At 52.2% G+C, this 22,010-nt stretch carries 19 protein-coding genes; 15 read left to right on the top strand and 4 right to left on the bottom strand.

The features are described from left to right. Positions 1–131: 131 nt before the first annotated feature. Both GBAG_RS08600 and GBAG_RS08595 read left to right on the top strand, forming a co-directional pair. Positions 132–1,682, top strand: coding sequence for a YdgA family protein (locus GBAG_RS08600; protein WP_034495103.1), 1,551 nt, complete (start codon positions 132–134; stop codon positions 1,680–1,682). A gap of 325 nt (positions 1,683–2,007) precedes the next feature. Then, positions 2,008–3,987 (top strand): alkyl/aryl-sulfatase, encoded by a 1,980-nt coding sequence (locus tag GBAG_RS08595; protein WP_034495040.1) that lies wholly within the window; start codon positions 2,008–2,010, stop codon positions 3,985–3,987. Positions 3,988–4,040: 53 nt separating this feature from the next. On the opposite strand, the gene GBAG_RS08590 is transcribed toward GBAG_RS08595, so the two are convergent. Further along, complete coding sequence (locus GBAG_RS08590) at positions 4,041–5,075, bottom strand: Mal regulon transcriptional regulator MalI (RefSeq protein ID WP_034495038.1); 1,035 nt, start codon at positions 5,073–5,075, stop codon at positions 4,041–4,043. Positions 5,076–5,259: 184 nt separating this feature from the next. Here GBAG_RS08590 and malX point away from each other — a divergent pair, with 184 nt between their 5' ends. The 3 genes from malX to add all read left to right on the top strand — a co-directional run bounded on the left by malX (position 5,260) and on the right by add (position 9,187). Further along, entirely contained in the window at positions 5,260–6,852 is a 1,593-nt protein-coding gene (gene malX, locus GBAG_RS08585) for a maltose/glucose-specific PTS transporter subunit IIBC (RefSeq protein ID WP_034495036.1), read from the top strand. Between the two features lie 40 nt (positions 6,853–6,892). Further along, complete coding sequence (locus GBAG_RS08580; protein WP_034495034.1) at positions 6,893–8,065, top strand: MalY/PatB family protein; 1,173 nt, start codon at positions 6,893–6,895, stop codon at positions 8,063–8,065. A gap of 120 nt (positions 8,066–8,185) precedes the next feature. Next, entirely contained in the window at positions 8,186–9,187 is a 1,002-nt protein-coding gene (gene add, locus GBAG_RS08575; protein ID WP_034495032.1) for an adenosine deaminase, read from the top strand. 17 nt (positions 9,188–9,204) lie between these two features. Here the strand turns inward: add and GBAG_RS08570 are convergent, their stop codons facing one another. Both GBAG_RS08570 and GBAG_RS08565 read right to left on the bottom strand, forming a co-directional pair. After that, entirely contained in the window at positions 9,205–10,203 is a 999-nt protein-coding gene (locus GBAG_RS08570) for a bile acid:sodium symporter family protein (RefSeq protein ID WP_034495030.1), read from the bottom strand. Between the two features lie 33 nt (positions 10,204–10,236). After that, entirely contained in the window at positions 10,237–10,947 is a 711-nt protein-coding gene (locus tag GBAG_RS08565) for a YnfC family lipoprotein (RefSeq protein ID WP_034495029.1), read from the bottom strand. A gap of 109 nt (positions 10,948–11,056) precedes the next feature. Between GBAG_RS08565 and GBAG_RS08560 the strand changes: the two genes are divergently transcribed. From GBAG_RS08560 to clcB, 10 genes are all read left to right on the top strand, one after another. Then, positions 11,057–11,359 carry a DUF1161 domain-containing protein gene (locus tag GBAG_RS08560; protein WP_034495027.1) on the top strand — a complete coding sequence of 101 codons (303 nt, stop codon included), beginning with the start codon at positions 11,057–11,059 and terminating at the stop codon, positions 11,357–11,359. 237 nt (positions 11,360–11,596) lie between these two features. Next, positions 11,597–14,038: a selenate/tellurate reductase subunit YnfE gene (gene ynfE / locus GBAG_RS08555; RefSeq protein ID WP_034495026.1), complete on the top strand. Its 2,442-nt coding sequence runs from the start codon at positions 11,597–11,599 to the stop codon at positions 14,036–14,038. A 10-nt stretch (positions 14,039–14,048) separates the two neighbouring features. Next, positions 14,049–14,666: a DMSO/selenate family reductase complex B subunit gene (locus GBAG_RS08550; RefSeq protein WP_034495025.1), complete on the top strand. Its 618-nt coding sequence runs from the start codon at positions 14,049–14,051 to the stop codon at positions 14,664–14,666. Position 14,667: 1 nt separating this feature from the next. After that, positions 14,668–15,525, top strand: coding sequence for a dimethyl sulfoxide reductase anchor subunit family protein (locus GBAG_RS08545; RefSeq protein ID WP_034495023.1), 858 nt, complete (start codon positions 14,668–14,670; stop codon positions 15,523–15,525). A gap of 47 nt (positions 15,526–15,572) precedes the next feature. Then, positions 15,573–16,211 (top strand): Tat proofreading chaperone DmsD, encoded by a 639-nt coding sequence (gene dmsD, locus GBAG_RS08540; RefSeq protein ID WP_051873668.1) that lies wholly within the window; start codon positions 15,573–15,575, stop codon positions 16,209–16,211. Between the two features lie 333 nt (positions 16,212–16,544). Next, complete coding sequence (osmY, locus tag GBAG_RS08535; protein WP_034495022.1) at positions 16,545–17,261, top strand: osmoprotectant ABC transporter permease OsmY; 717 nt, start codon at positions 16,545–16,547, stop codon at positions 17,259–17,261. 22 nt (positions 17,262–17,283) lie between these two features. Further along, positions 17,284–18,186: an osmoprotectant ABC transporter substrate-binding protein OsmX gene (gene osmX, locus GBAG_RS08530; protein WP_034495021.1), complete on the top strand. Its 903-nt coding sequence runs from the start codon at positions 17,284–17,286 to the stop codon at positions 18,184–18,186. 9 nt (positions 18,187–18,195) lie between these two features. Continuing rightward, positions 18,196–18,843: an osmoprotectant ABC transporter permease OsmW gene (gene osmW / locus GBAG_RS08525; RefSeq protein ID WP_034495020.1), complete on the top strand. Its 648-nt coding sequence runs from the start codon at positions 18,196–18,198 to the stop codon at positions 18,841–18,843. Then, on the top strand, positions 18,843–19,988 hold the full coding sequence (osmV, locus tag GBAG_RS08520) for an osmoprotectant ABC transporter ATP-binding protein OsmV (protein WP_034495019.1): 1,146 nt from the start codon (positions 18,843–18,845) through the stop codon (positions 19,986–19,988). The genes osmW and osmV overlap by 1 nt, the downstream gene beginning before the upstream one ends. Positions 19,989–20,054: 66 nt before the next feature. Further along, a complete protein-coding gene (gene clcB / locus GBAG_RS08515; protein ID WP_034495100.1) occupies positions 20,055–21,350 on the top strand; it encodes a voltage-gated ClC-type chloride channel ClcB in 1,296 nt (431 codons plus the stop codon). Here clcB and bioD read toward each other — a convergent pair. Beyond that, positions 21,303–21,998, bottom strand: coding sequence for a dethiobiotin synthase (gene bioD, locus GBAG_RS08510; RefSeq protein WP_034495018.1), 696 nt, complete (start codon positions 21,996–21,998; stop codon positions 21,303–21,305). The genes clcB and bioD overlap by 48 nt on opposite strands. Positions 21,999–22,010: the final 12 nt, after the last annotated feature.

The following is a 22,010-nucleotide window of genomic DNA, read 5'->3' as shown; positions in this document are numbered from 1 at the left end:
AAGATTGCTAAGCTTTAAGATGAGTTTCTTAAATGCCTCTACCCAAGCATCTACACGATGCCGGGTAAAAGGTATTTCTTTCGCCTGCTGGAGGACTCCCGGCAGGTGCACTTAATATGGACTACGACAGAATGAAAAAATCACTGGTTGCTGTAGGTGTTATTGTGGCTCTGGGTGTGGTGTGGACGGGCACAGCCTGGTACACCGGTAAGCAGCTCGAAGGCCGCATGGCTGAAATGGTTAGTAACGCTAACGCCGAATTGAACAAAGCCTCGCCGGAAGCTGGTTTGACGCTGAGCTACCAGGATTATCATCGTGGCCTGTTCCATAGTTCCATGCAGTTGGTCGTGAAACCGACCGCCGGGCAGACAAGCACCATTCTGAAACCTGATCAAAGTATCGTCTTCAACGAAACAATCGATCACGGTCCATTCCCGTTCGCTCAACTGAAAAAATTCAATCTGATCCCGTCTATGGCATCAGTTCACACCACGCTTGTGAATAACCCAACCACTAAGCCTTTGTTTGATATCGCTAAAGGTCAGTCCTTTATTGATGCACAAACGCGTATTGGCTACAACGGCGACACCTCTTCCGATATCGATTTACTGCCATTGAATTACGAAAAAGGCGAAGAGAAAGTGGCGTTCAGCGGCGGTCAGTTCAAGGCCGATGTTGATGGTCAGGGTGACAAAATTGCCGTCAGCGGTGAAGCGCAAAGCGGGCTGGTGAATACCGTTAATGAATACGGTCAGCACGTGCAGATGACGTTTAACGGCATCAAAACCGACGGTGAAAGCTCGCGCAGCGAATTTGTCGAACGCATCGGCAGCCAAAAAGCCTCTATTGAAAAGCTGGCGGTGACTGTTGAAGGCAAAGAAATGGCTGTGTTCGAAGGTTTGAATATCAATGCTAAATCTGAGCTTCAGGAAGATAAAAAACATCTTTCCGGGCAAATTGATTACACCCTGAACTCGCTGAAAGTACAGAATAAAGATATTGGTAGCGGCAAGTTAACGATCAAAATCGGTAATCTCGACGGTGCAGCGGTGCATGAGTTCAGCCAGAAATATAACGCTGAATCGCAAAAACTGCTGGCCGATCCGAATCTTGCGCAGAATCCAGAAGCTTATCAGCAGCGTATTGTTGAGCTATTTGCTGCAAACTTGCCGATGCTGTTAAAAGGTGACCCGGTCATTACCGTTGCGCCGTTAAGCTGGAAAAATGCGAAAGGCGAAAGCAGCTTTAATCTTTCCGTGTTCCTGAAAGATCCGGCGCAGGCGACTGGCGAGCCAACTACTCCAGAACAGCAGCTTGATCGCGTCGTAAAATCACTCGACAGCAAACTGGTTATTCCAGTGGATATGGCAACTGAATTGATGACTCAGGTCGCGCAGCTTGAAGGTTACCAGCCTGCTGAAGCCGCAAAACTTGCCGATCAGCAAATCAAAGGCCTGGCGGCGATGGGACAAATGTTCCGCGTGACCACCATGGAAGACAACAAAGTCGTTTCCAGCCTGCAATACTCAAACGGTCAGGTCACACTGAACGGCCAGAAAATGCCGCTTGGCGAACTGTTAGGCATGTTTGGTATGGCGGCCCCTGGCGAACCAGAAGCAGCTCCAGCACCTGAACTGGAAACACCGGTCGTTCCGGCTGTTCCAGCGGTTCCCCAGCAGTAATTATTTGTTTTGCCCGCAGTCTAAAGCCTCCCACGGGAGGCTTTTTCGTTTATCGCATCCTTCGATTCACATTCTGGCACTGGCGGTAACGCGCTTTTGTTTCCGTTGATGGTGCATTTTTGAAAATCTTTTTAAACAGAATCCCCCTCAGTAGCACAAACATAAATTATTTGTATTCTTAAGTGGCGAAATGTAACTCTTTGGTTATATTTATAAAACGAAAATGCTTAGCAGTGATTCTTATCACTTAAGCGACCAAATAATTTCCAGATGTGATTACTCGAAGAAGCTGAGTAGTTAGAAGGTTTTAACATGAGGGGTACAAATGAGACTTACGTTGATCGTCAAAAGTCTTGCACTGGCAGGGTTGCTTTCCTCCACTGCACTGACACCTTTGTTCGCGCAGGAAGCACCCAAAGGTGCCACAGCGTCAACAAAGCAGGCTAACGATGCACTTTATAACCAGCTTCCTTTTTCCGATAACACCGATTTCACGAATGCTCACAAAGGCTTTATCGCCGCTTTACCTCAGGAGGTGATTAAAGGCGAGCAGGGAAATGTTATCTGGAACCCACAACAGTATGCATTTATCAAAGAAGGGGAAAAGTCCCCTGACACCGTAAACCCGAGCCTCTGGCGACAGTCTCAGTTGATCAACATCAGCGGTCTGTTTGAAGTGACTGAGGGCGTTTACCAGATCCGTAACCTCGATTTATCCAACATGACCATCATTGAGGGTAAAGAAGGGATTACCGTCGTTGACCCGCTGGTTTCAGCAGAAACAGCAAAAGTCGGCATGGATTTGTACTTCAAAAATCGCGGCAATAAACCTGTCGTCGCCATCATTTATACCCATAGCCACGTTGACCATTATGGCGGCGTGCGTGGTGTGGTAGATGAAGCAGATGTGAAATCCGGGAAGGTAAAAGTTTATGCGCCAGCAGGCTTCATGGAAGCAGCGGTCGCGGAAAACATTATGGCGGGCAATGTCATGAGCCGCCGTGCCAGCTATATGTATGGCAACCTCCTGAAACCTGAAGCCACCGGCCAGGTCGGCGCGGGTCTGGGCACCACCACCTCAGCGGGTACCGTGACGCTGATTGCCCCAACGAACATCATCGAGAAAGATGGTCAGAAGGAAGTCATTGATGGTCTGACGTATGACTTCATGCTGGCACCGGGTTCAGAAGCCCCGTCTGAAATGCTGTGGTATATCGAAGAGAAGAAACTCATCGAAGCCGCAGAGGATGTGACTCACACTCTGCACAATACTTACTCCCTGCGCGGCGCGAAAATTCGTGAACCGCTACCATGGTCGAAATACATCAACGAAGCCATTGTGCGTTGGGGTGACAAAGCCGAAATCATTATGGCTCAGCACCACTGGCCGACATGGGGTAACGAAAACGTGGTTGGCCTGCTGAAAAGCCAGCGTGACCTGTATCGTTATATCAACGACCAGACCCTGCGCATGGCTAACGAAGGCCTGACACGCGATGAAATTGCTGCCAACTTCAAACTGCCAGACAGCCTGGCGAAGACCTGGGCTAACCGCGGCTATTACGGCTCCATCAGCCATGACGTAAAAGCGACCTATGTGCTGTATCTCGGCTGGTACGATGGCAACCCGGCAACGCTTGATGAATTACCGCCGGAAGAAGCGGCTAAGAAATTTGTTGAGTACATGGGCGGTGCCGATGCGATTCTTCAGAAAGCGAAAACCGACTTTGACCAGGGTAACTACCGTTGGGTTGCTCAGGTGGTGAGTAAAGTGGTGTTTGCCGATCCAAATAACCAGAATGCGCGTAACCTGGAAGCGGACGCACTGGAACAACTGGGTTATCAGGCGGAGTCTGGCCCATGGCGTAACTTCTACCTGACCGGTGCTCAGGAGCTGCGCAATGGTGTGGTTAAAGGCCCGACGCCGAATACTGCAAGCCCGGATACCGTTCGTGCGATGACGCCTGAAATGTTCTTCGATTTCCTGGCGGTACATATCAACGGTGAAAAAGCGGGTAATGCCAAAGCGGTATTTAATATCGACCTGGGTAGCGACGGCGGTAAGTACAAGCTGGAGCTGGAAAACGGCGTGCTAAACCACACGCCTAATGCCGAAGCGAAAGATGCTGATGCCACGATTGCTCTGAACCGTGACACGCTGAATAAAATCATCCTGAAAGAAGAAACCCTGAAGCAGGCTGAAGATAAAGGCGAGGTTAAAGTCACCGGTAATGGTGCGAAGCTCGATGAGATGTTGGGCTATATGGACAAGTTTGAGTTCTGGTTCAATATCGTTACGCCATAAATGCATACCCTGCGGCAGCAATGCCGCAGGGTATTTACATCTGGGATCTCAATTTAGTTTTTACGTATCACTAATCTCGCGGGCATAATTTGGCTCCGAGCCTCTTCGTTATCGTTTTGCACTCGTTTGACAATCCTCTGCCCCGCGCTGCGGCCGATTTCTCGGGCCGGTGTTGACACCCAGGTTAAGGGCAAATCATCCAGTTCGTCGTCCATCACTTCCGCGAAAGCTGCCAGCGCCACGTGCCTGTCGTAGTAACTGTCGATACTTCCCTCGCCGCTTTGCCGCCCCGCTCGCAGTAAACCGAACCATGCGCCCATCGCCACAATACTGTTGTGGCAAAGCACGGCGGTAATGGTCGGGTTATGCTGCAACAATGTGGTAATGGCGTCTGCTGCCTTTTTCTGGCTCGGTTCGCATTCAATAATCCACTCGCTGTGGAATGGTAAACCGTATTGCAGCAATGTGGCGCAGTAGCCGCCGACGCGTTCAGCACGAGTTAATGACGATCCGTCGCCACCCAGCCACGCAATCCTCTGGTGCCCGCGTTTGATTAAATGCTCGGTCACCAGCTGCGCGGCCTGCATGTTATCAGGCCTGATGATATCGGCTTCGTCGAGATAACTGGCGCGGGAGGCAAACACCAGCGGCAGGTTCTTTTGTTCGGCAATGGCGCGCATATCTGCCCCCTGTCCTGCCGCGCCTGCCACAATAATCCCGTCCACGCCCTGCGCCACCAGCATGTCAAAGCAACGCTGCATATGCTGCCCTTGCGCGCCGCTTTGCGTCAGAAACAACAGTTTGCCCTGCTTCTCCAATTCATCCGTCAGGCCTGCCGTCAGTTCCGCATAGAAAGGGTTACAAAGATCGCGCACGATCAAACCAATCACGCCGCTTTGGCCTCCACGCAATGAAACAGCTTGTCTATTGCGCACGAATCCTAATTTTTCGATGGCTTCATTCACGCGTAACCCGGTCGCCGGAGAGATGCGACCTTTGCCGCTAAGCACCAGCGAAACTGTCGTGACAGAAACCCCTGCGGCTTCAGCGACTTCGTGAATGGTTATTTTCTTTTCTTGAATCGTCATTAGTCAGACGAATCCTCCATGAAGCAAATTGGGTGATAAAACGTTTAACCCGTATGAGCATATTAGGCACTGTACTGCGCTTTGGATCTGTGAACTAACACGCAATAAAGCTTGGTAAAACGTTTTATCATCCATCTCGTTTTGTACCACTACTCATTTATTAACCAGGGTTAAAGGAGTCGTTATGGCGGCTAATACACCACAAAAAATTACGCTTTGGGAGTTTTTTCAAAACCTTGGCAAAACGTTTATGTTGCCAGTGGCATTGTTGTCATTCTGCGGCATCATGCTCGGTATCGGCAGTTCACTAAGCAGTCACGATGTTGTTACATTACTTCCGGCTTTAGGTAATCCCGTTTTACAACTGATTTTCACCTGGATGGGCAAAGTCGGTTCGTTTGCTTTTAGTTTCCTGCCGATCATGTTCTGTATCGCCATCCCACTCGGCCTTGCGCGTGAAAACAAAGGTGTTGCTGCGTTTGCCGGTTTTGTCGGTTATGCGGTAATGAACCTGGCGGTGAACTTCTGGCTAACCGCCAAAGGTATTCTGCCAACCACTGACGCTGCTATCCTGAAAGCGAACAACATTCAAAATATCCTGGGTATTCAGTCTATTGATACCGGTATTTTGGGTGCGGTCATTGTCGGGATCATCGTTTTCCTGCTTCACGAACGTTTCCACAATGTGCGCCTGCCAGATGCTTTAGCGTTCTTCGGCGGTACGCGCTTTGTGCCAATTATTACTACCGTCGTTATGGGGCTGGTAGGTCTGGTTATCCCGTTGATTTGGCCTGTTTTTGCAGCCGGGATCAACGCACTGGGCAATATGATCAACAGCGCAGGCATGTTTGGCCCGATGATCTTCGGTACCGGCGAGCGTTTATTGCTGCCATTTGGCTTACACCACATCCTTGTTGCGCTGATTCGCTTTACGGATGCAGGCGGCACGATGGATGTTTGTGGTCATAGCGTCAGCGGCGCATTGACCATCTTCCAGGCGCAGTTGAGTTGCCCGAGTGTTCATGGCTTCTCCGAAAGTGCGACCCGCTTCCTGTCTCAGGGTAAAATGCCTGCGTTCCTCGGGGGTTTGCCGGGTGCGGCACTGGCGATGTATCACTGTGCTCGCCCAGAAAACCGTCATAAAATTAAAGGCCTGCTGATTTCTGGTGTGATCGCTTGTGTGATTGGCGGCACCACTGAACCGCTTGAGTTCCTGTTCTTGTTCGTGGCTCCGGTTCTGTATGTTATCCACGCGTTATTGACCGGCCTTGGCTTTACCATCATGGCTGTTCTTGGCGTGACAATCGGCAATACCGATGGCAACGTTATCGACTTTGTGGTGTTTGGTATCCTGCACGGTCTGGCAACAAAATGGTATATGGTGCCAGTGGTTGCAGCTATCTGGTTTGCGGCGTACTACGCCATCTTCCGCTTCGCCATTACGCGCTTCAATATCAAAACACCAGGTCGCGATATTGACACCACCACCAGCGCTGAAAAAGCCATCGCCGGTCAGGTCGGTAAATCTGGCTACAATGTCCCAGCGATGTTGGCAGCCCTCGGCGGCGCGGATAATATTGTCTCACTCGATAACTGCATCACTCGTCTGCGTATGTCGGTGAAAGATATGGCTTTGGTGGACAGTGCTGCATTGAAAAATCTGCGCGCCATTGGTGTCGTGCAACTCAACCAGCATAATCTGCAAGTAGTGATTGGGCCGCAGGTTCAGTCGGTGAAAGATGAAATGGCGCACCTGATGCAAACTGCTCAGGCGTAAACCACAATGGGCGCTTCGGCGCCCTTTGTTGCGAGGTGATATGTTCGATTTCTCCACCCCCGTTGACCGTCACGGAACCTGGTGTACCCAGTGGGATTATGTCGCAGACCGTTTCGGTGCCGCCGATCTCCTGCCCTTCACCATCTCCGATATGGATTTCCCTACCGCTCCGGTCATTCTCGACGCCCTGCAAAAACGTTTGTCTCACGGCGTTTTAGGCTACAGCCGCTGGAAGAATGAAGAGTTCCTCGGGGCGATTGCTCACTGGTACAACATCCGTTTTAACAGCGCCATTGATAAAGAATCGGTGGTGTACGGCCCGTCAGTGATTTATATGGTCTCACAATTGATTCGCCAGTGGTCAGAACCAGGCGACGCCGTGCTTATTCACACTCCGGCCTACGACGCCTTTTATAAAGCCATCGAGGGCAATAAGCGCCAGGTATTTAGCGCGCCGCTGCATAAAACCGCAAGCGGCTGGATGTGCGACATGGCAGCGCTTGAAGCACAACTGGCGAAGCCTGAATGCAAAATCATGCTGCTGTGCAGCCCACAAAACCCAACCGGTAAAGTCTGGACGCGGGCGGAACTCGATACCATGGCAACGCTTTGCGAACGCCACGGTGTACGTGTTATTAGCGATGAAATCCATATGGATATGGTGTGGGAAGGCCACCGTCATACCCCGTGGAATGAAGTCGGGAAAGGCCAGTGGGCACTCTTCACTTCGGGTTCCAAAAGCTTCAACATTCCGGCATTAACCGGGGCATATGGCCTGATTAATGACGCCGATGAACGCCAGAAATACCTGAATGTGCTGAAAGGCCAGGACGGTCTCTCCTCACCCGCCATTCTTGCGGTGATTGCCCATATTGCTGCTTACCAGGAAGGCGCGGCATGGCTGGATGAACTGCGGACTTACCTGCAAAGTAATCTGCGTTATGTGGCCGATGCACTCAACGCTGAGTTTGCGCAACTGAACTGGCAGCCGCCAGAGTCAACGTATCTGGCGTGGATTGATTTACGCCCGCTGGGTATTGATGGCAATGCGCTGCAAACTGCGTTAATCGAGCAGCAAAAAGTCGCTATCATGCCGGGATACACTTACGGCGAGGAAGGAAAAGGCTTTGTGCGTCTGAATGCGGGTTGCCCGCGAGTAAAGCTCGAAGAAGGCGTAAAACGCCTGATTGCAGCGATTAAGTCCCTGCAATAATCTGCCGTGAAATAACAACGAGGGGAATTAAACTTCCCCTTTATTATTTGCGCAACGTAGCTATTTAGGTACGTTTGTTTTTATACTGTTACGCACTTTAATCAAAAAAAGAGTGCGACCATGATTGATACCACCCTGCCGCTAACTGATTTGCACCGCCACCTTGATGGCAATATTCGTGCACAAACCATTCTCGATCTCGGCCGCCAGTTTAATTTACCGCTGCCGGCGGATTCCCTTGAAGCCCTTCGTCCTCATGTACAAGTCGTTGAAACTGCGCCGGACCTGGTGAGTTTCCTGCAAAAGCTGGACTGGGGCGTGAAAGTCCTGGCCGACCTTGATGCCTGTCGCCGCGTGGCGTGGGAAAATATTGAAGATGCCGCGCGTAACGGCCTGCATTATGTTGAACTGCGTTTTTCGCCAGGCTACATGGCGATGACGCATAACCTGCCGGTTGCGGGCGTGGTGGAAGCCGTTATTGAAGGCGTACGCCAGGGTTGCCGCGATTTTGGTGTTGAAGCGCGCTTGATTGGCATTATGAGCCGTACTTTCGGTGAAGCCGCATGCCTTGCCGAACTCGAAGCGCTGCTCGCCCATCGCGATAGCATTACTGCTCTTGACCTGGCGGGTGATGAGTTGGGTTTCCCAGGAAGCCTGTTCCTGAACCATTTCAACCGCGCACGTGACGCAGGCTGGCATATCACCGTTCATGCAGGTGAAGCCGCAGGCCCGGAAAGTATCTGGCAGGCGATTCGTGAACTGGGTGCCGAGCGTATCGGTCACGGTGTGAAAGCCATCGAAGATCCCGCGTTAATGGATTTCCTGGCCGAACACGGTATTGGCATTGAGTCTTGCCTGACGTCGAATATCCAGACCAGCACCATCGCGTCGTTGGATAAGCATCCGTTAATCACCTTCCTCGAGAAAGGCGTACTGGCGACGATTAATACCGATGACCCGGCGGTTCAGGGCATAGATATTATTCATGAATACACGGTTGCCGCACCGCAGGCGGGTTTGAGTGCGGCGCAGATTCGCACCGCACAAGAGAATGGTTTGAAAATTGCTTTCTTGTCCGACGCAGAAAAGCAGGCGCTGATCGCTAAAGTTCGCGCGGCTTAAACCTGTTACAGCTTGGGTCAGGAAACTGACTCAAGCTCGCTTTTTTCCTTCGCCGTTTTTTTCGCGTAGCGTTGCGCAAGCACCGCGCAAACCATCAATTGCACCTGGTGGAAGATCATCAGGGGCAGCACCATCATCCCCACGGCACTCGCCGGGAACAACACGTTTGCCATCGGCACGCCATTGGCGAGGCTTTTCTTCGAGCCACAAAACACAATGGTAATTTCGTCTGCCGTGTTGAAACCCATCAAGCGTGCAACCCAGGTGTTGATCACCAGCACAATCGCCAGCAACACAATAGAACAACCGAGCACACCGAGCAGCGCGGTGCCATTCACCTGCTGCCAGATGCCCTCCACCACCGCTTCGCTAAACGCCACATACACCACCAGCAGTATGGATGAGCGGTCAGTCAGGCTGATCAATTTCTTATGTTTATCGACCCAGCGGCCAATCAACGGACGCGACAAATGTCCCACCACAAACGGCACCATCAATTGCAGGACGATTTTCCCAATCGCATGTAACGTGTCAGTGCTTCCTTCCTGGGTATTCATCAGCGCACCAACTAAAACGGGTGACAAGAAAATCCCCAGAATGCTTGAAGCCGATGCGCTACACACCGCCGCCGCAACGTTGCCGCCCGCGACCGAAGTAAATGCAATGGCCGACTGCACCGTGGCAGGTAGCGCACAAAGATAGAGGAAGCCCATATACAGCGGCTGATTAAGAATGGCGGGCGAGAGAAACCCCATCGCCAGGCCTAATAACGGAAACAGTGCGAAGGTGCTGAGAAACACGACAAGGTGTAATTTCCAGTGCCCCGCTCCCGCCACAATGGCATCGCGCGAAAGTTTGGCTCCATGCATGAAAAACAGCAGCGCAATCGCGGCGGTTGTCAGATATTCAAACATCGTTTTGATGGCCCCTTCGCAGGGGAAGAGTGAAGCCACTACGACCACGCCAATCATAATCAGCAAAAATGTGTCAATTTTCAGACGCTGCAACCAATTCATCCGGCTTCCTTAAAGCAAGTTTTACCCAGAGTATTAATAGTAATTGATACTGTTTTTGATGGTGTAACTTTCAACTTTAGGCGGTTCGACACTTTCATCGGTAATGCGCAACACACATTCCAGCGGGTTGAAATGGCCATCGTAATCGCAGGTTTGCTTAACCACCGCAATCGCTTTGCCGTTAAGTGTACTTTCAGAGGTGTAATCGAGTTTTTTCTTATCGTCGCTACCGGCTTTCGCGGTGATGGCGAGAGTCTCGGTTTTTACCGTCGTCGTTTTACCTAAAGGATAGCCCTGCGCATCATATTGATAAGTGATGGCGGTGCCTTCGCCATGAGCCGCGACCACAAAACCGTTATCGTCCGTCACATACGTTACGGCAGCACCGGGTAATTCAGCCAGTTGGCATTTCCCTTGTAGCTTGACTCGCCTTTCCCGACTCACCGAATCAAGGTAATAATTGGCGTCGAGCACCAGCGTGGCTCCGGTATTATTTTCCAGATCGTGAAATTCGAGTTCGTTGAAACACCCTTCCTCTGACACCAAACCCACCACGCGTTTAATCACTTCGCCCTTTTCGTTGATGAGCGTTTGGCTGAAATCTTTAACCGGCCCGCGCAACGGATCGAAATCAAATTCATTGGAGAAACTCGCCATTTCAGGCGTGTAGGAAAGGGTACTGTTCTGATTGTCGCACCCGGCAATAGACACCGCCAGGGCACAGAGGATAATGATTTTATTCACGTAAATCCTGTCATCGACTTGATAGGTAACAATCATGATATAAGCAAATACAGCGATTTACACTAAAGCGACTATTCTTTAATAGCACTCTCAACATAAGGAAGAGATCATGAAACACTCGATTTGGCTGGGTGTATGTCTGTTAATCGCGACCACTCCAGTGTTAGCCGCGCAGACATCATGCGATAAAGTTAAGGCCGACATTCAGCAAAAGATTATTAATAACGGTGTCCCTGAGTCGGGATTTAGTTTGACGATTGTCCCTAACGACCAGGCCGACCAACCCGATGCGCAGGTCGTAGGGCATTGCGCTAATGATACGCAGAAAATCTTATATACGCGGACCAGCAGTGGCAACAATCCGGCAAGTGGCAGCACCACTCAGGATGGAACACAAACCGAGCCGCAGTAATCTCTTAAACCGGGGCATCACAGCCCCGCTATCTCACTCGCACCATACAAGTCAACTTTCATTCAAAACTCCGCACTTACTTTGACCCGTGTTAACAAACGCTACTCCTAAATGAGTAAAACTCCTTCCTGACGAAAATATTCGCCTGATAAGCAATTTTTCGCGCCGCTGTCATTACACCTAAAACTACAAAAACAATGACATCCCGACCTGAAATAAAATGTCATGGAGTGAGTTATGTCGAACCAAAGTTGCCCTGATGGAATCACCCGTCGAAGCCTGGTGAAAACCAGCGCCATTGGTGGGCTTGCCCTTGCGGTCAGTGGAATATCCCTGCCCTTTGGCTTGCGCGCCGCAGCCACGGCTGTTGGCGCTGCGGTAAACCAAAATACTGAAGAAAAAGTGGTCTGGGGCGCATGTTCAGTGAACTGCGGAAGTCGCTGCGCCCTGCGTTTGCACGTTAGCGATAATGAAGTCACCTGGGTTGAAACCGATAACACCGGGCATGACGTGTATGGCGATCATCAGGTACGCGCTTGCCTGCGTGGACGCTCGATTCGTCGCCGTATCAATCACCCGGAACGCCTGAACTACCCGATGAAGCGCGTAGGTCTTCGCGGTGAAGGGAAGTTCGAACGCATCTCCTGGGATGAAGCGCTGGACACCATCACCAAAAGCCTGAAAGGCACGGTGGAAAAGTACGGCAACGAAGCGGTTTATATCAACTACACCTCGGGGATCGTCGGCGGGAATATTACGCGTTCGTCGCCTTACGCCTCGCTGGTTGCCCGCCTGATGAACAGCTATGGCGGATTCCTCAGCCACTACGGCACTTACAGTACCGCGCAAATTGCCTGCGCGATGCCTTACACCTACGGCAGCAACGACGGCAACAGCACGTCTGATATTGAAAACAGCAAACTGGTGGTGTTGTTCGGTAATAACCCTGCCGAAACGCGCATGAGCGGCGGCGGGATTACCTGGTATCTGGAGCAAGCTCGCGAGCGCTCCAACGCACGCATGATCGTTATCGATCCGCGCTACACCGACACCGCAGCCGGGCGCGAAGATGAATGGCTGCCGATTCGTCCGGGTACGGATGCCGCTCTGGTGGCCGGTATTGCTCACGTTTTGATTCGCGAAAACCTCGTCGACCAACCTTTCCTCGATAAATACTGCGTAGGTTACGATGAGAAAACCCTGCCGGAAGGCGCGCCCGCCAACTCGCATTACAAAGCCTATATTCTCGGTCAGGGCGAGGACGGCGTAGAAAAATCTCCGCAATGGGCATCGGCAATTACCGGAATTCCGATAGATAAAATCATCAAACTGGCCCGTGAAATTGGCAGCACTAAGCCGGCGTATATCGCGCAGGGTTGGGGGCCGCAACGCCAGGCCAACGGCGAATTAACCTCACGAGCCATCGCCATGCTGCCGATTCTGACCGGCAACGTGGGTATCAATGGCGGTAACAGTGGCGCACGCGAGTCCACCTACACCATCACCATTGAACGCATGCCGGTGTTGACGAACCCGGTGAAAACGCAGATTTCCTGCTTTAGCTGGACTGATGCCATCGCTCGCGGGCCAGAAATGACCGCCAAACGTGACGGTGTGCGTGGCAAAGATAAGCTCGATGTGCCCATCAAATTCATCTGGAACTACGCCGGAAACACCATTACTAACCAGCATTCCGACATCAATAAAACCCACGATATTCTGCAAGATGATAGCCAATGCGAAATGATTGTGGTCATCGAAAACTTTATGACTTCATCGGCGAAATACGCCGACATCCTGCTGCCGGATTTAATGACTGTCGAACAAGAAGACATTATCCCGAATGATTACGCCGGGAATATGGGCTATCTGATCTTCATCCAACCGGCGACTGAACCGAAGTTCGAACGCAAGCCGATTTACTGGATAACCAGCGAAATCGCCCGTCGCCTCGGGCCGGATATCTACCAGAAGTTTACCGAGGGCCGCACCCAGGAAGAATGGCTGAAATATCTCTACGCCAAGATGCTGGCAACTGACCCCGCGCTGCCGTCGTATGAAGCACTGCGCACGATGGGAATATATAAGCGTAAAGATCCAAACGGGCATTTTGTCGCTTATAAAGATTTCCGCACAGACCCGGATGCCAATCCGCTGAAAACGCCGTCCGGTAAAATCGAAATCTATTCCAGCCAGCTTGCGCAAATCGCCGCCAGCTGGGAGTTGGAAAAAGACGAAACCATCAGTCCGCTGCCCATTTATGCCTCCACCTTTGACGGCTGGGACGCCCCTGAACGCAGCACTTACCCGCTGCAACTTTTCGGTTTCCACTATAAAGCCCGCACCCACTCAAGTTACGGCAACATTGATGTGCTCAAAGCTGCATGTCGCCAGGAAGTGTGGATTAACCCAATTGATGCGCAGGCTCGCGGTATCACCAGTGGCGATATGGTGCGCGTGTTTAACAGCCGGGGTGAGTTGCGGATCCCGGCGAAAGTCACCCCGCGTATCATGCCGGGAGTGACCGCCATGGGCCAGGGCGCCTGGCACGAAGCCAATATGACCGGCGATCGCATTGACCACGGTTCGTGTATCAATACGCTGACCACGCAGCGCCCTTCACCGCTGGCGAAAGGCAATCCACAACACACCAATCTGGTTGATATCCAAAAGGCGTAAGGAATAGCGAATGACAACTCAATACGGATTTTACATAGATTCCAGCCGCTGCACCGGATGTAAAACTTGCGAGCTGGCCTGCAAGGATTACAAAAACTTAGGCCCGGATGTCAGTTTCCGCCGCATTTATGAATATGCAGGCGGCGACTGGCAGCAAGACAACGGTGTCTGGCAGCAAAACGTGTTTGCTTATTACCTGTCGATCGCCTGCAACCACTGCGAAGACCCGGCGTGTACCAAGGTTTGCCCGAGCGGCGCGATGCACAAGCGTGAAGATGGTTTTGTGGTGGTGAATGAAGAAGTTTGCATTGGTTGCCGCTACTGCCACATGGCCTGCCCGTACGGTGCGCCGCAATACAATGCGGAAAAAGGCCATATGACCAAATGCGATGGCTGCTATTCACGCATCGCTGAAGGCAAGAAACCTGTCTGCGTCGAATCCTGCCCGCTTCGTGCTCTGGATATGGCTCCGATTGCTGAACTGCGTCAAAAATATGGCAACCAGGCGGCAATCGCGCCGCTGCCTTCTGCGCATTTCACCAAGCCCAATATTGTTATTAAACCCAACGCCAACAGCCGCCCTTGTGGGGATAAAACCGGTTATCTGGCCAATCCTCTGGAGGTCTAAAATGGGAAGCGGATGGCATGAATGGCCGTTAGTGTTATTTACCGTACTGGGCCAGTGCGTGGTGGGCGCTGTCATTGTGAAGGGGCTGGCGTGGAACTCGGCGAGTAATAATAGCGAGTTACAGCAAAAAATGGTTCGCGCCATGTTCTTTATCTGGGTGCTGATGGGCATTGCGTTTCTGGTATCGGTCATGCACCTCGGTTCACCGCTACGGGCGTTTAATTCGCTCAATCGCGTTGGGCAGTCGGCATTGAGCAATGAAATTGCCAGCGGTTCAGTGTTCTTCGCGGTGGGTGGTTTCTGGTGGCTGATAACAGTGCTGAAGAAAATGCCGCTGGCGATTGGCCGGGTATGGCTTGCCGCAACGATGGTTTTGGGGCTGGTTTTTGTCTGGGCAATGACTCGCGTTTACCAGATTGACACCGTTCCGACCTGGCACAATAGCTACACCACGCTGAGTTTCTTTATCACCGTGGTGTTGGGTGGCCCGCTGCTTGGGACTTTGCTGTTACGCGCCGTCGATTACTCCTTCCACCACATAAAACTCGCCGCGCTGAGCGTGCTGGCGTTATTTGTGGCGGTGGCGATTATCGTCCTGCAAGGCAGTGAACTCGCGGCAATTCAAAGTTCCGTTCAGCATGCCAGCGCCCTGGTTCCTGATTACGCCTCGCTTCAGGTCTGGCGCATCGCACTGTTAGCGCTCGGTTTAGGCTGCTGGATTTGCCCGCTTTTACGCCGCGTTAAGCCTAAAACGCCTGGCTTGTTGATAGGGTTTATCCTGATCGTTGCCGGTGAATGTATTGGTCGCGGGATTTTTTATGGCCTGCATATGACCGTCGGCATGGCGGTGGCCGGTTAATTGGTACAAAATGCGCGGGAAAACCCGCGCAATTAAGGAAGAGAAGAATGTCTAAAAGTACGTCGGCAACAACACAACGCCTGGCGACTATCGCCCTGACAGGTAGAGTCCTGGGTGCGCTTTATTATCAAGAACCAAAAAGCCGGGATGTCGCCTCGCTGTACGCCTCACTGGCTGACCCGAAATGGGCCGAGCAATGGCCAGTGCAGCACGATGAACTGGCAGCGATTGCACAACGCATGACTGACGGGTTGGATTATTCGCAAGAATCACTTAGCGAAGCCTGGCAACGCCTGTTTATTGGCCCTTACGCATTACCTGCCTCCCCGTGGGGTTCGGTTTATCTCGATAAAGAAAGTGTCCTGTTTGGCGATTCAATGCTGGAACTGCGCCGCTGGATGCGCAAAAACGATATTTCCAATGAGCAAGAGAGCAATGAACCGGAAGATCACATCGGTTTGTTACTGATGCTGGCCGCCTGGCTTGCTGAAGAAGGCTTGCAGCAGAAAGTCGATGAACTGCTGGCATGGCACATTTTGCCGTGGAGTGGGCGTTTTCTGGAGCTGTTTATCGCCCATGCCGAACACCCGTTTTATCAGGCATTAGGTGAGTTAACCCAAATCACCCTTGCTGAATGGCGCACAGACCTGCTGATTCCGGTCGCAACCAAAGAATTACACGCCTAAGAATCTGAGAAGCGGTGGATGTCATCCACCCTCTAAAATCATCCCTTGAAGGTCGGATTAGCGCAGCGACATCCGACACTTACCAAAACAATAAAAGTTACGCCGTAACTTTTATAAATCCATTTTAAGACAATTCTTTACCTTCCTCCTCAAGCGAGGCGGCACAAGGCCAAACTCGTCATTCCCCCAGAAATCATAAGCCTGCTAAATTCCACATAAACTGGAATCATTCCCCTCACGTTGCTATAGGTCAAAACACCCTGCCGACACAAGGCATAACAACAGGCGACCCGCGCGGTGGCTATAACACGTGCAACAGGGAGACACACTGCAATGCAAAATTCATCACTCGTTAAACGCACCTGCGCAGGTGCATTGGCACTGATCGTCGTGCTCGGGCTGCTCGTCTGGGGAATTGGCCCGGAGACGATCAAAGCCCGTCAGGTCGATTTGCTCTATCTCGGGCAACAGCACCTGATTTTAGTGTTTAGCTCGATGGCGCTGGCGCTGTTAGTCGGTGTCCCGAGCGGCATTCTGCTCAGCCGCCCTGCCGCCCGCCGCTGGGCCGAATACGTGATGCAGATATTTAACGTCGGCAATACATTGCCCCCGCTAGCTGTGCTGGCGCTGGCGATGGTGTTCATCGGGATTGGTGACAAACCGGCGATTATCGCGCTGTTCCTCGCCTCACTTCTGCCAATTGTTCGTAATACCTATTCGGGTTTATGCGGCGTTCCGGCTTCGCTCATTGAAGCCGCCAATGGTATCGGCATGACGAAATGGCAGCGTCTGCGCCAGGTCGAACTACCCAACGCCTGGCCTGTCATTCTGTCGGGGATCCGCATTGCGACGGCGATTAATGTGGGCACCGCGCCACTGGCATTTTTGATTGGTGCCAGCAGTTACGGCGAACTGATTTTCCCGGGGATATATCTTAACGATTTCCCGACCCTGATATTAGGTGCCGCCGCCACAGCCCTGTTTGCCCTGATTCTTGATATTGCACTTGCGGGCTTAGGCCGTGTTTTAAGCCCCCACACAGCGAAATAACAACAATAAAAAGGAGCGAATAATGACATCCATTAAACCCCTGATTGCGGGACTTGCCGCAACGCTACTCCTGGCTGGCACAGCCAAAGCCGAGCCGATTGTGCTGGCGACGAAAAGCTTTACCGAGCAGCATATTTTATCGGCAATGACAACGCAGTACCTGCGTAAAAAAGGCTTCCAGGTGACTCCGCAAACCAACATCGCCACGGTAATTTCGCGTAACGCGATGATTAACAAACAGGTCGATATGACCTGGGAATACACCGGCACCTCGCTGATTATTTTTAACCATATCAACAAGCGTATGAGTCCGCAGGAATCCTACGACACGGTTAAAAAGCTTGATGCGAAACTGGGACTGGTGTGGCTAAAACCGGCAGATATGAACAACACCTACGCTTTTGCGATGCAGCGTAAACGCGCTGAAGAAGAGAACATTAACACCATGTCGGAGTTGGTAGCCAAAGTAGAACAGGTTCGCAAAACCGACCCAGATAACAACTGGATGCTCGGCCTGGATCTGGAATTCGCCGGGCGTAGCGACGGTATGAAACCGTTACAGCAAGCCTATAGCATGCCGCTCGATCGCCCGCAGATTCGCCAGATGGACCCAGGTCTTGTGTATAACGCGGTGCGCGATGGCTTCGTTGACGCGGGTCTGATTTACACCACCGATGGCCGCGTAAAAGGCTTCGATTTGAAAGTGCTGGAAGATGATAAAGGTTTCTTCCCAAGTTACGCCGTCACGCCTGTGGTGCGTAAAGAGACGCTGGCTGCCAATCCTGGCCTTGAAGATGCCCTGGACACCCTCTCCGGCCTGCTCAACAACGACGTGATCTCCACTCTGAATGCCAAAGTGGATATCGACCATGAAACCCCGCAAAAAGTGGCGCAAGAGTTCCTGCAACAGAAAGGTTTGCTCTAAGGAGGCAACATGGAAACGTTGAATTATATGATGGATAACGCAGGGTATCTGGGCAGTTTAACGCTGCAACACCTCTGGTTAGTGCTTTTAGCTGTGGGGCTGGCGATTGTGATTGGCGTGCCGCTGGGCATTTTAATCGTGCGCCACAAATGGCTGGCAACGCCCGTGTTGGGTATTGCGACTATTGTGCTGACGATCCCTTCAATCGCCCTGTTTGGGTTGATGATCCCGCTGTTTTCCATGGTCGGGCAAGGGATTGGCGTATTGCCTGCGATCACGGCCGTTTTCCTCTATTCATTGCTGCCGATTGTCCGTAACACCCATACCGCCCTCGACAGCCTGCCGCCAGGTTTGCGTGAAGCCGGACGCGGTATCGGCATGACGTTCTGGCAACGCCTGCGCTGGGTCGAAATCCCAATGGCTCTGCCGGTGATTTTTGGCGGTATCCGAACCGCCGTGGTCATGAACATTGGCGTAATGGCCATCGCTGCGGTTATCGGCGCAGGCGGTTTGGGTTTGTTACTGCTTAACGGCATCGGGAGTAGCGACATTCGGATGTTGATTGCGGGTGCCGTCATGATTTGTGTTTTGGCTATTGTGCTTGATTGGTTATTGCATCGTTTACAGCTGGTGCTGACTCCTAAGGGGATTCGATAATGATTAAACTAGAAAACCTCACGAAACAGTTTGTTCAGAAGAACGGTCAGACTTTTAACGCCGTGGATAATGTCAGCCTGAACGTGCCGGAAGGCGAAATGTGCGTATTGCTCGGCCCTTCCGGCTGCGGCAAAACCACCACGCTGAAAATGATCAACCGCCTGATTGCCCCGACCGGCGGCAATATTCTGATTAACGGTAAAAATACCAACGAGCTGGATACCGTGACGCTGCGCCGCAATATTGGCTATGTTATTCAGCAAATCGGCCTGTTTCCGAACATGACGATTGAAGAGAACATTACCGTTGTGCCGCGCATGTTGGGTTGGGACAAAGCCCGTTGTAAAGAGCGTGCCAGCGAATTAATGAGCATGGTGGCGCTCGACCCGAGCAAGTTCCTGAACCGTTACCCGCGTGAAATGTCCGGCGGCCAGCAACAACGTATCGGCGTGATTCGGGCACTTGCGGCTGATCCTCCGGTGCTGCTGATGGATGAGCCTTTTGGCGCCGTCGACCCGATCAATCGCGAAACGATTCAGAATGAGTTTCTTGAAATGCAGCGCCAGTTGAAGAAAACCGTCATGCTGGTCAGCCACGATATCGACGAAGCGCTGAAATTAGGTGACCGTATTGCCGTATTCCGTCAGGGCAAAATCGTGCAGTGCGCCAGCCCCGATGAGCTGCTTGCTAAACCGGCCAATGAATTTGTTGGCTCGTTTGTCGGCCAGGACCGCACGCTCAAACGCCTACTGCTGGTTCAGGCCGGGGATGTCACGGACCAACAGCCGACTATTACCGCTCGCGAATCCACGCCGCTGCCGGACGCGTTCGCCACTATGGATGACAACGATATGCGTTCGATTACCGTGGTGGACGGCGAAGGCAAACCGTTAGGTTTCGTGAAACGCCGGGAAGCGCGTGGCGCAACCGGAGCATGTGCCGATATCCTGCACCCGTTCCGTATTACCGGACGCGCCGAAGATAACCTGCGTATCGTGCTGTCGAAACTCTATGAGCACAACATGGTGTGGATGCCCATTACCGACGAAGATGGCCGTTACAGCGGCGAGATTTCGCAGGATTATATTGCCGATTATCTCAGTTCAGGGCGAACGCGTCGGGCGTTAAATATTTATCAGCCATAATTCATCGTTGGCGGATGGTGTAAATGGTGGATGACGCTTGCGCTTATCCACCCTACAATGCTTGCTATGCACCGCTTAAACCACTTCCCCGACATGAAAGGCATGTTACGACGGCTCATTTTTGCCGTCTGGATTGGCATCGCCTCAGCGGTGGTGGTCTGGCTGTTCCGCCAGTCGATGTATCTTCTTGAAGGCCTGTTTTTGGGCGACCACAGTGGAAGCCTGATCGCCGCTGCCGCGGCGTTACCTTCATGGCGACGTTTACTGACACCGGCACTCGGCGGTTTACTGGCCGGGACATTGCTCTGGAGTTGGCAACGCGCCACGCGTCAGCGCCCTTCTGCACCTACCGATTATATGGAAGCCATTGAAACGGGCGATGGTCGGTTAGATGTTTCCGCAAGCCTGGTCAAATCGGCGGCATCGCTGATTGTGGTGGCCAGCGGAAGCGCCATTGGCCGTGAAGGTGCGATGGTGCTGCTGGCAACCGTTTTTGCTTCGGTATTCGCCCAGCGATGTTCAAACAAAGATGAATGGAAATTATGGGTGGCCTGCGGTGCCGCCGCCGGGATGGCAAGCGCCTATCACGCGCCGCTGGCGGGCAGTTTGTTTATCGCAGAGATTCTGTTTGGCACCTTGATGCTCGCCTCACTCGGCCCGGTGGTTATTGCAGCCGTCAGCGCTTTGCTGGTGACTCATTTATTGAATGACCAACAAGCGCTGTTATATGCCGTGCGCACGTTAAACGCTCCGCAGCCCATCCAATATTTGCTGATGGCGACATTCGGTTTAATAGCCGGGATTGCTGGGCCACTGTTCCTGTGGTTGATGTCGAAAAGCAGTCAATTTTTCCAGAGTTTGCACTTAACGCCGCCATTACAACTGGCGCTGGGCGGATTGCTGGTCGGGCTACTTTCATTGATCACACCGCTCGTTTGGGGAAATGGCTACAGCGTAGTGCAGTCGTTTCTTTCGCAGCCTCCGGCATTGCTCTTCGTCGCCGGGATTCTGGTTTACAAACTGGCTGCGGTGCTGGCAAGTAGCGGTTCGGGTGCGCCAGGCGGCGTATTTACCCCGACGTTATTCGTCGGTGCTGCACTGGGAATGGTCGTGGGTCAATGGTTTGGGATCTGGACGTGGAGCGGTGACAACGTGGCGATATTGCTGGCTTTAACCGGTATGGCAACCCTTCTGGCGGCTACGACTCATGCCCCGATTATGTCAACGCTGATGGTCTGTGAAATGACCGGGGAGTTTTCATTGCTCCCCGGATTACTGCTGGCATGCGTGATTGCTTCAGCACTTTCGCGCTGGTTACGCCCGCAAACGGTCTACCATCAAAGCACCGCTAAGGCGGGATAAATCGATGTAGTGCGCCAGTTCGCGCTGCTCTGCACGTGGCAAGTAAGGCAACTCACCCACCAGCGGCGCTGGCAATTTTTTGCTTAGGACGTCGATGATTTCGGCGTAATGTGCCAGACCCGGATTGATACGATTCGCGACCCAACCCATCAACGGCAAACCGTCATTGGCGATGGCCTGCGCCGTCAGTAAAGCATGGTTAATACAGCCTTCCTGAATGCCCACAACCATCAACACCGGTAATTGTTCCTGAACCACCCATTCAGATAATGGGCGTAAATCGTTCATCAGGCTACGCCAGCCGCCCGTACCTTCGATCACAACGTGATCCGCTTGCGCAGTTAAGCGTTGTAGCCCATCAGACAGCAGCGAATAGTTAATCTGACAATTGTGGCTAACGCTGCTCTCTTCTTCGCTCAGCGCGATAGGATTGATGGCTTCGTAAGGCACGTCGACAGTAGAAACACTTTGCAGAACTAACGCATCTTTATTGCGAAGTCCCTCTGGCGTCTCTTTACTGCCTTTGGCTACCGGCTTAAAGCCGACGACGCTTTTGCCGCTGGCTGCAAGAGCCTGCAACAAAGCGCGAGAAACCACAGTCTTCCCGACTGCGGTATCGGTACCCGTTATAAAGAAACGCGTAAGCATGACGAACTCCCG

It is taken from the genome of Buttiauxella agrestis ATCC 33320 (assembly GCF_000735355.1).
GTDB classification, from domain to species: Bacteria; Pseudomonadota; Gammaproteobacteria; order Enterobacterales; family Enterobacteriaceae; genus Buttiauxella; species Buttiauxella agrestis.
This window is presented reverse-complemented; position numbering and strand designations above follow the sequence as displayed.

What these genes read in the sequence shown, in the direction of transcription:
- GBAG_RS08600 (WP_034495103.1), top strand. Translation starts at nt 132, where the DNA reads ATGAAAAAATCACTGGTTGCTGTAGGTGTTATTGTGGCTCTGGGTGTG.
- GBAG_RS08595 (WP_034495040.1), top strand. Translation starts at nt 2,008, where the DNA reads ATGAGACTTACGTTGATCGTCAAAAGTCTTGCACTGGCAGGGTTGCTT.
- GBAG_RS08590 (WP_034495038.1), bottom strand. Translation starts at nt 5,075, where the DNA reads ATGACGATTCAAGAAAAGAAAATAACCATTCACGAAGTCGCTGAAGCC.
- malX (WP_034495036.1), top strand. Translation starts at nt 5,260, where the DNA reads ATGGCGGCTAATACACCACAAAAAATTACGCTTTGGGAGTTTTTTCAA.
- GBAG_RS08580 (WP_034495034.1), top strand. Translation starts at nt 6,893, where the DNA reads ATGTTCGATTTCTCCACCCCCGTTGACCGTCACGGAACCTGGTGTACC.
- add (WP_034495032.1), top strand. Translation starts at nt 8,186, where the DNA reads ATGATTGATACCACCCTGCCGCTAACTGATTTGCACCGCCACCTTGAT.
- GBAG_RS08570 (WP_034495030.1), bottom strand. Translation starts at nt 10,203, where the DNA reads ATGAATTGGTTGCAGCGTCTGAAAATTGACACATTTTTGCTGATTATG.
- GBAG_RS08560 (WP_034495027.1), top strand. Translation starts at nt 11,057, where the DNA reads ATGAAACACTCGATTTGGCTGGGTGTATGTCTGTTAATCGCGACCACT.
- ynfE (WP_034495026.1), top strand. Translation starts at nt 11,597, where the DNA reads ATGTCGAACCAAAGTTGCCCTGATGGAATCACCCGTCGAAGCCTGGTG.
- GBAG_RS08550 (WP_034495025.1), top strand. Translation starts at nt 14,049, where the DNA reads ATGACAACTCAATACGGATTTTACATAGATTCCAGCCGCTGCACCGGA.
- GBAG_RS08545 (WP_034495023.1), top strand. Translation starts at nt 14,668, where the DNA reads ATGGGAAGCGGATGGCATGAATGGCCGTTAGTGTTATTTACCGTACTG.
- dmsD (WP_051873668.1), top strand. Translation starts at nt 15,573, where the DNA reads ATGTCTAAAAGTACGTCGGCAACAACACAACGCCTGGCGACTATCGCC.
- osmY (WP_034495022.1), top strand. Translation starts at nt 16,545, where the DNA reads ATGCAAAATTCATCACTCGTTAAACGCACCTGCGCAGGTGCATTGGCA.
- osmX (WP_034495021.1), top strand. Translation starts at nt 17,284, where the DNA reads ATGACATCCATTAAACCCCTGATTGCGGGACTTGCCGCAACGCTACTC.
- osmW (WP_034495020.1), top strand. Translation starts at nt 18,196, where the DNA reads ATGGAAACGTTGAATTATATGATGGATAACGCAGGGTATCTGGGCAGT.
- osmV (WP_034495019.1), top strand. Translation starts at nt 18,843, where the DNA reads ATGATTAAACTAGAAAACCTCACGAAACAGTTTGTTCAGAAGAACGGT.
- clcB (WP_034495100.1), top strand. Translation starts at nt 20,055, where the DNA reads ATGCACCGCTTAAACCACTTCCCCGACATGAAAGGCATGTTACGACGG.
- bioD (WP_034495018.1), bottom strand. Translation starts at nt 21,998, where the DNA reads ATGCTTACGCGTTTCTTTATAACGGGTACCGATACCGCAGTCGGGAAG.